This window comes from Mesorhizobium silamurunense, from assembly GCF_014843825.1.
Lineage (GTDB): Bacteria > Pseudomonadota > Alphaproteobacteria > Rhizobiales > Rhizobiaceae > Mesorhizobium > Mesorhizobium silamurunense.
In genome coordinates this window covers 1-12,869 of sequence record NZ_JHQR01000271.1, presented here as the reverse complement: position 1 = coordinate 12,869, position 12,869 = coordinate 1, and the positions used below count along the sequence as shown (strand labels likewise).

10 protein-coding genes are annotated in these 12,869 nt (G+C 65.3%); 1 reads left to right on the top strand and 9 read right to left on the bottom strand.

Annotated elements, in window-relative coordinates:
- Positions 1-2 precede the first annotated feature (2 nt).
- The gene (locus DH10_RS28140; protein ID WP_192243505.1) at positions 3-1,220 is read left to right on the top strand and encodes an NAD(P)/FAD-dependent oxidoreductase; all 1,218 of its coding nucleotides are present in this window, start codon (positions 3-5) and stop codon (positions 1,218-1,220) included.
- Positions 1,221-1,233: 13 nt separating this feature from the next.
- Here DH10_RS28140 and DH10_RS28135 read toward each other — a convergent pair whose 3' ends face one another.
- The 9 genes from DH10_RS28135 to DH10_RS28095 form a co-directional block, all read right to left on the bottom strand.
- Positions 1,234-3,903, bottom strand: a complete 2,670-nt coding sequence (locus tag DH10_RS28135; RefSeq protein WP_192385583.1) for a nitrate reductase — start codon at positions 3,901-3,903, stop codon at positions 1,234-1,236.
- Between the two features lie 3 nt (positions 3,904-3,906).
- The gene (nirD, locus tag DH10_RS28130) at positions 3,907-4,236 is read right to left on the bottom strand and encodes a nitrite reductase small subunit NirD (protein ID WP_192243500.1); all 330 of its coding nucleotides are present in this window, start codon (positions 4,234-4,236) and stop codon (positions 3,907-3,909) included.
- Positions 4,237-4,256: 20 nt separating this feature from the next.
- Positions 4,257-6,707, bottom strand: a complete 2,451-nt coding sequence (nirB, locus tag DH10_RS28125) for a nitrite reductase large subunit NirB (protein ID WP_192243498.1) — start codon at positions 6,705-6,707, stop codon at positions 4,257-4,259.
- Between the two features lie 16 nt (positions 6,708-6,723).
- The gene (locus DH10_RS28120; protein WP_192243496.1) at positions 6,724-8,025 is read right to left on the bottom strand and encodes an MFS transporter; all 1,302 of its coding nucleotides are present in this window, start codon (positions 8,023-8,025) and stop codon (positions 6,724-6,726) included.
- A 64-nt stretch (positions 8,026-8,089) separates the two neighbouring features.
- Positions 8,090-8,263 carry a twin-arginine translocation signal domain-containing protein gene (locus DH10_RS28115; RefSeq protein ID WP_192243494.1) on the bottom strand — a complete coding sequence of 58 codons (174 nt, stop codon included), beginning with the start codon at positions 8,261-8,263 and terminating at the stop codon, positions 8,090-8,092.
- Positions 8,264-8,658: 395 nt separating this feature from the next.
- Positions 8,659-9,456 (bottom strand): ABC transporter ATP-binding protein, encoded by a 798-nt coding sequence (locus tag DH10_RS28110; RefSeq protein WP_192243491.1) that lies wholly within the window; start codon positions 9,454-9,456, stop codon positions 8,659-8,661.
- Between the two features lie 10 nt (positions 9,457-9,466).
- Positions 9,467-10,357 carry a nitrate ABC transporter permease gene (gene ntrB / locus DH10_RS28105; RefSeq protein ID WP_192385582.1) on the bottom strand — a complete coding sequence of 297 codons (891 nt, stop codon included), beginning with the start codon at positions 10,355-10,357 and terminating at the stop codon, positions 9,467-9,469.
- Between the two features lie 59 nt (positions 10,358-10,416).
- On the bottom strand, positions 10,417-11,733 hold the full coding sequence (locus DH10_RS28100; protein WP_192243487.1) for a CmpA/NrtA family ABC transporter substrate-binding protein: 1,317 nt from the start codon (positions 11,731-11,733) through the stop codon (positions 10,417-10,419).
- A gap of 355 nt (positions 11,734-12,088) precedes the next feature.
- Positions 12,089-12,869: ABC transporter substrate-binding protein (locus tag DH10_RS28095; protein WP_192385581.1), on the bottom strand; the 781-nt coding region annotated here is incomplete at its 5' end.

The window sequence follows — 12,869 nt, the reverse complement described above, 5'->3', positions numbered from 1 at the left end:
CCGTGGCAATCCCTCCCTACAAGGCACCTTCGCGCAGCGCGTATGACATCGTCATCGTCGGCGGCGCGGTCATCGGCTCGTCGACGGCCTATTGGCTGAGTCACGCGCTGGGCAACCGCGCCTCGATCCTCGTGGTCGAGCGCGACTCGAGCTACGAGTTTTCCTCGACCGCGCTCTCCACCAGCGCCATCCGCCAGCAATATTCCAATCCGATCAATGTGAAGATCAGCCAGTTCGGCATCGAGATCATCCGCGGCTTCCAGGAGCGGATGGCTCCGTTTTACACGAATGAGCCGGCCCCCGATCTCGGCTTCAAGGAACACGGATATCTCTATTGCTGCTCGCCCGAGGGCGTGGAAGCGGCGCGCGAACGGGTCGAGTTGCAGCGCAGCCTCGGCGCCCACACGGTCTTCCTCGAACCCGGTCCGCTGAAGGAACGCTTCCCGTGGCTGAATGTCGACGACCTCGGCGGCGGCTCCTGGGGCGCTCGCGAAGAGGGCTGGTTCGATTCCATGGGCCTGCTCAACGGGTTCCGCCGCGCCGCACGCGGCAGCGGCGTCGAGTACATCGACAATGCGGTGACCGGACTGGATATCTCCGAGGGCCGAGTTATTTCGGCCCGCCTCGCGACCGGCCAGACGGTCAACTGCGGAACCCTGGTCAATGCCGCCGGCCCACGAGCGCAACAGGTCGCTGCCATGGCCGGGCTATCCATCCCGGTCGCGCCCTACAAGCGCTACAGCTTCGTGTTCGCCAGCGCCAACCCGATCCCGGGCCGGATGCCCAATGTCATCGATCTTTCCGGCACGTTCGTGCGTCCCGAGGGCGAGCTTTTCCTTACCGGCAACACGCCGCAGGGCGACGGGCCAGCCGATTACGACGACTTCGACATGCATTTCGAGGAGTTCGACGACTACATCTGGCCGGCGCTGTGGCACCGCATTCCGGCCTTCGACGCCTTGAAGGTCCAGACGAGCTGGACCGGTCACTATGAATACAACATGCTCGACCACAACGGCATCGTCGGCTTCCACCCGGAAGTGAAGAACTTCATGTTCGCCAACGGATTCTCAGGGCACGGCCTGCAGCAGTCGCCGGCCGTCGGCCGGGCGGTGTCCGAGCTGATCCTGCATGGCGCCTTCCAGACGCTCGACCTGTCGCCGTTCTGCTACGAGCGCATCCCGCGCAACGAGCCGCTCCTCGAGGAAGCGGTGATCTGAGTGGCCTTCTGATTCACTCCGCCGCCTGCACCTGACGGGCGTCGATGATGGCCCTGATCTCAGAGCGGCACGAGCCGCAGTTGGTACCGGCGCGCAGCGTCGAGCCGATCGCCTCCAGACTGTCGCACCCCGAAGCGACCGCCGAGGCGAGTTGGTTGACGCCGACATGGAAGCACGAGCACACGACCCGTCCGATCGCGGGCATCGGCGCCGGCGAGCGACCTGATAGAAGGGCATGACGATCGGCGGCCGACAGCGGCTGGCGCGCGGCCAAGAGCGACACCAGCCAGTCCCGCATCGGCAACTGGTCCGGAGCGGCAACCAGCAGGGCTTCGGCCATGGCGCCGCTTTCGTCGATCGCAGCGGCGCGATAGGCGAGGCCGCGGCGATCCGTGTACTCCAGAAGCTGGTCCTGCTGACGGACGCCGAGCAGCTTGCGTGCCAAGAGAATGCCCTGGTCCGGCGGCTCGGTTCCGGTCAGCTCGTAGACCCAGCCGCCCTCGACCGCGTACCGGCTCCAGTGGACAAAGCCCGTCGGCCGCAGATCGCGTCGCGTGATGAGGACACCGGCCCAGCCGGTGTGTTCGCGCACGATTCTCGCCGGGACATGCTTGAGCTCCGGCTGGCCGGAATGCGGATCGGTGACGGGCGAGGACAATAGACCCGCCGCAGCCTTGGCTGCAAAATGGCCGCTCCAATGCATGGGCATGAAGGCTTGGCCGCGCCGCTGCGCTTCCGTCAGGTGTACCTTTGCGCGGACGAAGCCGAAGCGCGTCGAAAGATGGGCGAGGTCGCCGTCCTTGAGATGGTGCGCGGCCGCATCCGCCGGATTGAGATCGACCGCGGGCTCCGGCGTGTTCGCCATCAGGCGCGGCACGTTTCCGGTGCGCGTCATGGTATGCCACTGGTCGCGCAGCCGGCCCGTGTTCAGGGCAAGCGGATAGTCGGCATCGACCGTGAAAGCCGTTGCCTCCTGTCGCACCGGCACGAAACGCGCGCGGCCGTCCGGCGTCGGGAAGCGGCCATCGGCAAACAGTCTCGTCTGGCGCTCGTGTCGGTCCGGCGTGGGCCAATGGCGCGGCGCAAAGGCGGCGTAGTCCGCGTCGCTGAGATCGGCGAGCCCGCCGAGGTCGAACAGGCGCTCGCCATTGTTTTCGAAGATGGATAGCGCGGCATGCTCGCGGAAGATCTCGGCCGGCGCCCGGTAGGCGAAGGCATCGCCAAAACCCATGCGGGCGGCTACCTCGCAGACGATGCGCCAATCGGCTTTCGCTTGGCCGGGTGGCGGCAGGAACGGCCGCTGACGCGAGAGGCGCCGTTCCGAATTGGTGACCGTGCCGTCCTTCTCGCCCCAGGCGGCCGCCGGCAGCAGAACGTCGGCATAGCGTGTGGTGTCGGTGCGGGTGATATCCGAGACAGCGACGAAATCGCATTTGGACAGAGCGGCGCGCACGCGCGAAGCGTCCGGCATGCTGACGGCGGGATTGGTGCCCATCACCCACAGGGCCTTGATGCGGCCGTCGGCAACCGCCTGGAACATGTCCACGGCCTTCAGGCCGGCGCGCCGCGCAATGTCGGGCGCGTTCCAGAAGCGGGAGACCCGGTCGATGTTGGCCTCATCCGCGAAATCCATATGCGCGGCAAGCTGGTTGGCCAGGCCTCCCACCTCGCGGCCGCCCATGGCGTTCGGCTGACCGGTGACCGAGAACGGCCCCGTGCCGGGCCTGCCGATGCGGCCGGTGGCGAGATGGCAGTTGATGATGGCGTTGACCTTGTCGGTTCCATGCGCCGACTGGTTGACGCCCTGGCTATAGACAGTGACCGTCCGCTCGGTCTCGGCGAAGAGATCGTAAAAGGCCTGGACATCGGCGGCAGCCAATCCGCAACCTTTCGCGACGCGCGCGATCGACGGCGCATCGGCACCGGCCAGCGCGGCCGCGGCGTCGAAGCCGGACGTGGAATCGCGGGTGAAATCGGCATCGATCTTTTCGGCTTGCACCAGATGCGCGAACAGGCCGTTGAACAGAAGCACGTCCGTGCCGGGATCGAGCGCCAGATGCAGGTCGCACTCGTCGGCCGTGGCGGTGCGCCGAGGATCGACGACGACGATCTTCGTCCCACGCTCTCTCCGCGCCGCAAGCATGCGCTGGTAGAGCACGGGATGGCACCATGCAGTGTTGGAGCCGGTGAGCACGATGAGATCGGCGCACTCGAAATCCTCATAGACGCCGGGAACGATATCCTCGCCGAAAGCGCGGCGGTGGCCGGCGACGGACGAGGCCATGCAGAGCCGCGAATTGGTGTCGATATTGGCCGAGCCGATGAAGCCCTTCATCAGCTTGTTGGCGACGTAATAATCCTCCGTGAGCAGCTGGCCGGAGACGTAGAAGGCCACCGAGTCCGGTCCATGCTCGGCAATCGCCTGCGAGAATTTCGAAGCCACGAGATTGAGCGCTTCGTCCCAACTCGTCTGCCTGCCTTGGATTTCCGGCTGCAGCAAACGGCGTTCGAGGCCGAGCGTCTCGGCAAGCGCAGAACCCTTCGAGCAAAGCCGCCCGAAATTGGCCGGGTGCTCGGGATCGCCGCGGACGGTCGTCTTGCCGTCCGCGGCGATCTCGGTCAGCACGCCGCATCCCACCCCGCAATAGGGGCAGGTGGTCCTCACCTTGCGTGCTTCTTCCATGCCTCAGGCCGCTTTCGAGGCCAGCGCTTCAAGCGCGATGAAGAGCCGCTCGCCCTCGACCTTGACAGGGATGGTCCTGACCGAGCCTTCGTCGGCGCCGAGCGCCTTGCCCGTCTCCAGCGAGATCACCCAGTTATGCAGCGGGCAGGTCACCGCAGCGCCGTGGACGATGCCCTGGCTGAGCGGCCCGCCCTTGTGCGGGCAGTGGTCGTCGATGGCGAAGACCTGGTCGTCGGCCGTGCGGAAGACCGCGATCTTGCCTTGCGGGGCGGCCACGCAACGCGCGCCGCGCGGTGGGATGTCGGAAAGGGAGCCGATTGCGATCCAGTTCATGTTGTTTCTGTCCTGTCGGCTCACTCGGCCGCCTCCGCAAATCCAACCGACGCCATCGGCCGGAACTCATGCTTGTCCTTGCCGGAGACACGCTCCGACCACGGGTCGACCTGCGCGAATTTCTGGGAGAAGACGAAGCGGTCGAAGAGACTCCTGCGGCGCTCGGCGTCGTCCAGGATCTGCCGTTTGATCTCGGCGGTGCCGATGCGCTTGGCCCATTTGTAGATGCGCTCCAGATAGCGCGCCTGCTCGCGATACATTTGGACGAGCGCCACGATCACCTCCAGCGCCTCGTTCTCGGTCTTCACCAGGCCGAGCACCTCGGTGCCCTTGATGTCGAGACCAGCGGCGCCGGCGAAGTGGATCTCGTAGCCGCTGTCGACGCAGACCACGCCGACATCCTTGCAGGTGGCTTCCGCGCAGTTGCGAGGGCATCCCGACACCGCCATCTTTACCTTGGCCGGCGTCCAGGAACCCCACATGAATTTCTCGATGCGGATGCCGAGCCCGGTCGAATCCTGCGTGCCGAAACGGCACCAGTCGGAGCCGACGCAGGTCTTCACGGTGCGCAGGCCCTTGGCATAGGCATGGCCGGAGACGAAGCCGGCCTTGCCGAGATCGGCCCACACCGCCGGCAGGTCTTCCTTGCGGATGCCCAGCATGTCGATGCGCTGGCCGCCGGTCACCTTCACGGTCGGGATGCGGAACTTGTCGACCACGTCGGCGATGGCGCGCAATTCGTCGGCGCTGGTCACCCCGCCCCACATGCGCGGCACGACCGAATAGGTGCCGTCCTTCTGGATGTTGGCGTGCACGCGTTCGTTGATGAAGCGCGACTGATAGTCGTCGGCATATTGGTCCGGCCAATCGCAGACCAGATAGTAGTTGAGCGCCGGCCGGCATTTGGCGCAGCCGCAGGAGGTCTTCCATTCGAGCTCCTGCATGACGGCCGGAATTGTCTTCAGGCCCTTCGCCTTGATCAGGCGTCGCACGTCGTCGTGGCCGAGGCTCGTGCAGCCGCACATGGGTTGCACCGCCGCCGGATTGTAGGCCTCGCCGAGCGTGAGTTTCAGCAGTTGCTCGACCAGACCCGTGCACGAGCCGCACGAGGCCGAGGCCTTGGTATGGGCGCGCACGTCGTCGAGCCCGGTCAGCCCTTTGCTTGTGATCGCACCGGTGATCTTGCCCTTGCAGACGCCGTTGCAGCCGCAGATTTCCGCATCATCCGCCAGTGCCGCAACGGCCGCCAAAGGGTCCGAGGAAGCGCCTCCCTGGAACGCCTGTCCGAAGATCAGCGTGTCCCGCATCTCGGAGATGTCCGTCGCCTCCTTCTTGAGGTCGTTGAACCAGGCGCCGTCGGCGGTCTCGCCGAACAGCACCGTGCCGATGATGCGGTTGTCCTGCAGCACGACGCGCTTGTAGATGCCCGCGGATGCGTCGCGCAGGATGATCTCCTCGCGATCGTCGCCGTCGGCGAAGTCACCCAGCGAGTAGAGGTCGATGCCGGTGACCTTGAGCTTGGTCGGCGTGTCGGAATGGACGAAGCGCTTGTCCTCGCCGTCCGTCAGCCTGGCAGCCGCTACGCGGGCCATCTCGTAGAGAGGCGCAACCAGCCCGTAGACATGGCCGCCGACCTCCGCGCATTCGCCGAGCGCCATGATCGCCGGATCGGAGGTCTCCATACGGTCATCGACGACGATGCCGCGGTTCACCTCCAGCCCTGCGTCCTTGGCCAAGGCGCTGTTCGGGCGGATGCCGACCGCCATCACGACCAGCGTTGCGGGGATGACCGTGCCGTCCATGAGCTCGACGCCCTCGACCTTGCCGTTGCCGACAATGGCCTTGGTGTTGGCCTTGGTCATGACCTTGATGCCGCGCGCCTCGACGGCCTTCTGCAGCAGGTAACCGGCGGCCGGATCGAGCTGGCGCTCCATCAGCGTCGGCATGACGTGGAGCACGGTGACGTCCATGCCGCGTTCCTTGAGCCCGGCCGCGGCTTCCAGCCCGAGCAGGCCGCCGCCGATGACGATCGCCTTGGCGCGCGACTGCGCGGCAAGCAGCATGGCGTTGACGTCGTCGAGGTCGCGATAGGTGAGCACGCCGGGCAGGTCCTTGCCCGGCACCGGGATGATGAAGGGAACCGAGCCGGTGGCGATGACGAGCCTGTCGTAGCTCTCGGTCACGCCGCGGTCCGAGGTGACGGTCTTCGCGTCCCTGTCGATGGCGACGATCCTGTGGCCCTTGTAGAGGGTGATGCCGTGCTTGATGTACCAGCCGTCGCCGTGGATGACGATTTCATCGAATTCCTTCTCGCCCGAAAGCACCGGCGACAGCATGATGCGATCGTAGTTCACGCGCGGCTCGGCGTTGAAGATGGTCATGGCGTAGCGGTCGGGTGCTGCTTCCAGCAGGTGCTCGAGCATCCTGCCGGGTGCCATGCCGTTGCCGATGATGACGAGTTTTTCGGTCATGTCGGTCTGCTCCGATCTATTCGGCGGCATAGGAGAGGGCCGCGGTCTCGACCTCCGCCGCGCGCTGCATCCGGCGGATGGAGAGGTGCATCCAGAGCAGGCACGAGACGACGATGAGGAAAAGCAGCATGAAGCAGCTCGACCAGACCCCGCTGAGGTCGTTCAGTGCGCCGAAGGCGATCGGCAGGATGAAACCGCCGAGGCCGCCGATCATGCCGACGACGCCGCCGACCGCGCCGACGCTCTGTGGATAGTAGACGGGGATGTGCTTGTAGACGGCGGCCTTGCCGAGGCTCATGAAGAAGCCGAGCACGAAGGCGACAGCGATAAAGGCGAGCGGGCCAATCTCGAAGTGGAAGGGGATCGGCCCGCTGATGCCGCGCACGACGTAGTCTGCCGAGGGGAGAGACAGAACGAGGGTCGCGACGGCACAGACCGTGAAGGTCGAGTAAAGGACTGTGCGCGCGCCGATGCGGTCGGAAAGCACGCCGCCATAGGCGCGGAAGATGCTTGCGGGAATTGAATAGGCGGCGCCGACCATGCCGGCGGTGGCGATGCCGAAACCGTAGACGCCGATAAGGTAGCGCGGCAGCCAGAGCGACAGCGCCACGAACGCGCCGAAGGAGAAGAAGTAATAGAAGGCGAAGCGCCAGACCTGCAGGTTCTTCAGCGGCGCGAATTCCTGCCAGAAGCTCCTCGCCGGCGCCGCCTTGCCGGCGCGGCGCTCGCGGATGACCGGATCGTCGTCGGTCGTGAACCAGAACACGGCGGCCATGACGACCAGCGCCGCGGCCCAGATCAGCGCGACCGACTGCCAGCCCCAGGCAAGCAGCACCAGCGGCGCCAGGAACTTGGTGACTGCGGCGCCGACATTGCCGACGCCGAAGATGCCGAGTGCGGTGCCCTGTTTTCCGGCCGGGAAGAAGCGCGAGACATAGGCGACGCCGACAGCGAAGGAGCCGCCCGCGAGCCCGACGCCGAGGGCTGCGATCAGCATCTGCTCATAGGTATGTGCGAAGGCGAGCAGGAAGGTCGCGAGGGCCGCCGCGAGCATGGTCACGGTATAGACCAGACGGCCGCCATAGCGGTCGGTCCAGACGCCGAGCACGATGCGCACGAGCGAGCCGGTCAGGATCGGCGTACCGACGAGCAGACCGAATTCGGTCTCGTTGAGGCCGAGCTCCTGCTTGATGCGCACGCCGATGATGGAAAAGATCGTCCACACCGCGAAGCACACGGTGAAGGCGATGGTGGACATGACGAGCGCCTGCCGGGAGCTACTGTCCTGGCTGGGCGCGGCTGGGAGGTTTGCGGTCATGGTCGGCTCCGGTTTGCGGCGTGGGAGGCGCCGCGTGTTGTGTTGATCAGAGGCTCGGCATCAGTCAGCGCGGCGAGGCCGGGATTTGCGCGGTCACTGGCGTGCCCTCCGTTTCGTGGCTGGCGGGAAACAGCAGGAGCGCGGCGATGAAGAGCGCCGCCGTCAGGGCGCTGCTCGCCAGGAAATCGCGGCGGGTGAAGTCCTTCAGCGAAGCGCCAGTTCCGATCCGTTTCGTCATCGTCGTCTCCGGTTGGCGCCGCTTGGGATCGGCACCGTCGATTTTCGTGTTCGGGTCCAAAACAAAAAAGCTGCCGTCCAGGCCTCTCGCGTCCGTGCATCCGGGATCGCGTGGTGACCTGAGCGGCAGCTTTGCCTGTGGCGCCCGCCATTGGACGCCGTGTCTCTTGGTCCTTGCGGACCTGCATTCTCAAAAGCAGGAAGCGTGCCAATTCGACAGCGCTCAAAATTGTTGAATAAAATCAATGCCGCGCAACTTTTAACCGAGGCCGGCGGCGGGTCAAAGATTAATCAGAGTGCCTTGCATAGCAGCATAATATTTGTGCAATGCGGTAGATTGCCCGATGCCGGTGCAGATTGCCCATGCCGCCAATGACGGGTTTCTCGGTCATGGCGCTACTCCGCGGCTTCGACGAAGCGGTGGCGTTCATAAAGGAACTTCAGCACCGCCTCGCGGCAGCGCAGGAAGGTGCGGTCGGAGGCAAGCTCGATTCGCCGGCGCGGCCGGGCGAGCGGCACCGAAAGCACTTCGCCGATGGTGGCCGCCGGACCGTTGGTCATCATCACGATGCGGTCGGACAGAAGCACCGCCTCGTCGACATCGTGGGTGATCATGATCATGGTCGAGCCCAGCCTGGCGTGGATGTCCATCACCGCGTCCTGGAGATGGGCGCGGGTCAGCGCGTCGAGCGCGCCGAACGGCTCGTCGAGCAGAAGGATCTTCGGTTCCATGGCGAGCGCGCGGGCAATGCCGACGCGCTGCTTCATGCCGCCGGAAATTTCGGCCGGGCGCTTGTCCCTGGCATGCGCCATCTGGACGAGGTCGAGGTTGCGCATGATCCATTCATGCCGCTCGGCCCGGACCTTTGTCCGGCCGAAGACCTTGGACACAGCGAGGTTGATGTTCTCGTAGACGGTGAGCCATGGCAAGAGCGAGTGGTTCTGGAACACCACGGCGCGCTCCGGTCCGGGGCTGTCGACCTCCTTGTCCTCGAGCAGCACGGCGCCCTTGGAAACCTTGGTCAGCCCGGCGATCAGGTTGAGCAAGGTCGACTTGCCGCAGCCGGAATGGCCGATGATGGAGACGAACTCGCCCTTGTCGATGGTGAGCCTGATGTCCTTCAGCACCTCGCTGACCTGGCTGCCGCGCGCGAAGGATTTGTCGATACGGTCGAGCTTCAGATAGGCGGTCATCGCGCCCTCCTCACTTTGCCGTTGTGCCGCGGGTAACGAAGACGCCGACCGTCGCGACCAGCCGGTCGAGGCAGAAGCCTGTGACGCCGATATAGACGAGCGCGACGATGATGTCGGGCAGCCGCGAGGAATTCCACGCGTCCCAGATGAAGAAGCCGATGCCGACGCCGCCGGTCAGCATCTCGGCGGCGACGATGGCGAGCCAAGAGAGCCCGATGCCGATCCGGAGGCCCGTGAAGATGTAGGGCGCGGCGGCCGGCACCATGATCTTGACGAAGAACTCGAGCTGGTTGAGCCGCAGGATGCGGGCGACGTTGCGGTAGTCCTCTGGGATGTTGCGCACGCCGACTGCGGTGTTGATGATCACTGGCCAGATCGAGGTGATGAAGATCACGAACAGCGCCGACGGGTTGGAGTCGCGGAAGGCGGCGAGCGACAGTGGCAGCCAGGCGAGCGGCGGCACGGTGCGCAGGATCTGGAACACCGGATCGAGGCCGCGCATCGCCCAGACCGACTGGCCGACCAGCGCGCCCAGCGCCACGCCGACGACGGCCGCCATACCGAAGCCGATGGCGACGCGCTGCAGCGAGATCAGCACCCGCCAGGCAAGGCCGATATCCTGCGGGCCGTTGTCGAAGAACGGATGCGCGATCAGGTCATAGGCCTCGCTCCATACCTGGCTCGGCGGCGGCAGGCTGGCCGTCGGCGAGGAACAGGCGATCTGCCAGACGACGAGCAGGATGAGGATGACGACGGCCGGCGGCACCAGCGCCGTTGCCAGCCGGCCGACGATGGCGAGCGGGTCGATGCGGCGCCTCGCCTTTGCGGTGAAGGCGATGATCTCGGCGGGCTTTACCGGAAACGCCTTCACCTTGGTGTCCTCGACGGTTTGGATGGACATGTCGTAGAAAAACTCCGTGGCAGGTTCTGGCGACGACGGCGCGAAGGCGCCGTTTGCGCTTAAGCCGATGCCTTGATCTTCAGGCTGTCGAGATAGGCGGACGGGTTGGCCGGATCGAAGGTCTTGCCGTCGAAGAAGGTCTCGACACCGCGAGACGAGGAGGCCGGGATGTCGCTTGCCGCGACGCCCAGGTCCTTGGCCGCCTCGCGCCAGAGATCCTCGCGGTTGACCTGGTCGACCAAGGCCTTGATGTCGGTGGTCGGCGCGAACTTGCCCCAGCGGATGTTCTCGGCGAGGAACCAGGCATCATGGCTCTTGAAGGGATAGGAAACCCCGTCCTTCCAGAACTTCATGTAGAGGTCGGTGCCCTTGGCGACGCGGCCGTTGCCGTAGTTGATGTCGCCCTTGAGGCGGCCGATGATGTCGGCGACGGGCACGTTCATCCATTGCCGCTTGCCGATGATGGAGGCCATCTCCTCCTTGTTCTCCATGGCATCGCACCATTGCTGGGCTTCCATGACGGCCATCAGGATCGCCTTGGTGGCGTTCGGGTTCTTCTCGATGAAGGCGGCGCGCAGGCCGAGCGCCTTTTCCGGATGGCCCTTCCACAGCTCGCCCGTGGTGGCGGCGGTGAAGCCGATGCCCTGGTGGACGAGCTGCTCGTTCCACGGCTCGCCGACGCAGAACACGTCCATATTGCCGACCTTCATGTTGGCCACCATCTGCGGCGGCGGCACGACGATGGTCGAGACGTCCTTGTTGGGATCGATGCCGCCGGCGGCCAGCCAGTAGCGTATCCAGAGGTCGTGCGTGCCGCCCGGGAAGGTCATGGCAGCCTTGACTTCCTTGCCGGCGGCCTTCTTGGCGGCGAAGGCTTCCTTGAGCTTGGAGGCGTCGAGGCCGACCCCGGTGGCGGCATATTCCTGCGCCACCGAAATGCCCTGGCAGTCGTAGTTCAGCCGCGCCACGATCGCCATCGGCATCGGCTGGTTGTTCTGCGTCACCTTGCCGGTGTGCATGAGATAGGGCAGCGGCGTCAGGATATGGGCGCCGTCGATGCCGTTGGCCTCGCCGCCGAGCATCAGATTGTCGCGCGTCGCGCCCCAGGAGGCCTGCTTCAGCACCTCGACATCGGGCATGCCATACTTGGCGAACAGCCCCTTCTCCTTGGCGATCATCAGCGGCGCCGCATCGGTCAGCGCGATGAAGCCGAGCTTGGCGGCGGTCACTTCGGGCGCGGCGGTCGCCGCATAGGCGCCCGAGGGCAAGATCTTGCGCGCCGCCACGAACAGCCCCGCCGTCAAGGCGCTTCTGGCAAGGAAGTCGCGACGCGTCATGCCCTTGAGGGTCGTTCCAGTTCCGATCCGTCTCGTCATCGTCATCTCCATTGGGCGCCGCTTGGGACCAGCGCGTCGATTGCGTGTTCGGTCAAAACAAAAAGCTGCCGGCCAAGCCGTGCGCGTCCGTCCATCCGGGATCGCGTATCGACCTGAGCGGCAGCTTTGCCTTTGGCGCCCGCCATTGGACGCCTGTTCCGTGACTCCTGAGGAGCCTGCCTATTGCAAAGCAGGATCTGTGCCAGTTTCGGACTGGATGAAAAACATCAATTAAATCAATTATATGATACAATGGTGCGCGCGCCGATCCGCAAGGCGAGCAGGGCAAAGATTGTTCATTAGCGCAAGCGCACGCATAAATTTTGTGCAATGCACAAGATTGGCGCGCAAATAATCAGGCGCGTTTCTGGCCGGCGATGTAGGCGTCGATTTTGTCCGGATCGAAGATCTGGCCGTCGAAGAATCCGTCGGGGCCGAGCACAAGGCTCGCTCCGGCCGAGCCGACTGGCGTGGCGATCTTCAGCGCGCCCTCGACCTTGGCATTGGCGCCGGGCAAGGCCACGCCGAGCGGCTTCAGCGCCGAGCGGTAGAGGTCGGGCCGATAGCAGTCGCGGGCGATGGCCAGGTTCTCCGGTGTGTGCGGCAACTGCCCCCAGCGCACCATCTGCGTGTAGAACCACAGCGCATGGCTCTTCCAGGGAAAGTTCGCCGCCTTGTCGAAGGGCAGGAAGAAATCCTCCACGCTCCGTTCCGCGCCGCCGCCCAGTTGAAGGCGTCCGGTAAGGACCGGCATCTGGATCGCCTCGGGCTGCCCGAGGAAGGCGGGCCTGGCCATCAGCGCGGCCAAGTCGCCGCGGTTTGCCGGATCCTGGCACCAGCGGGCGGAATGATGCAGCGCCCTCAGCAGTGCCGCCAGCGCGTCCGGATTTTCCTCGGCCCAGGCCCTGCGCACGCCGATCACCTTTTCCGGGCTGTTACGCCACAGCAGCGCCTTGACGGTGACGATGCGGCCGGTGCCGGCTGCGACAGCGGTGCTGTTCCAGGGCTCGCCGACGCAATAGCCGTCGATGCGGCCTGCGGAGAGCGCATCGGCCATGAAGGGCGGCGGCACAATGACGATCTCGATATCGCGGTCGGGATCGATGCCGCAGGCGGCGAGCCAGTAGCGCAGCTCG

Coding starts and splice junctions, on each gene's coding strand:
- DH10_RS28135 (WP_192385583.1), bottom strand. CDS start 3,903: ATGGAAGAAGCACGCAAGGTGAGGACCACCTGCCCCTATTGCGGGGTG.
- nirD (WP_192243500.1), bottom strand. CDS start 4,236: ATGAACTGGATCGCAATCGGCTCCCTTTCCGACATCCCACCGCGCGGC.
- nirB (WP_192243498.1), bottom strand. CDS start 6,707: ATGACCGAAAAACTCGTCATCATCGGCAACGGCATGGCACCCGGCAGG.
- DH10_RS28120 (WP_192243496.1), bottom strand. CDS start 8,025: ATGACCGCAAACCTCCCAGCCGCGCCCAGCCAGGACAGTAGCTCCCGG.
- DH10_RS28115 (WP_192243494.1), bottom strand. CDS start 8,263: ATGACGAAACGGATCGGAACTGGCGCTTCGCTGAAGGACTTCACCCGC.
- DH10_RS28110 (WP_192243491.1), bottom strand. CDS start 9,456: ATGACCGCCTATCTGAAGCTCGACCGTATCGACAAATCCTTCGCGCGC.
- ntrB (WP_192385582.1), bottom strand. CDS start 10,357: ATGTCCATCCAAACCGTCGAGGACACCAAGGTGAAGGCGTTTCCGGTA.
- DH10_RS28100 (WP_192243487.1), bottom strand. CDS start 11,733: ATGACGAGACGGATCGGAACTGGAACGACCCTCAAGGGCATGACGCGT.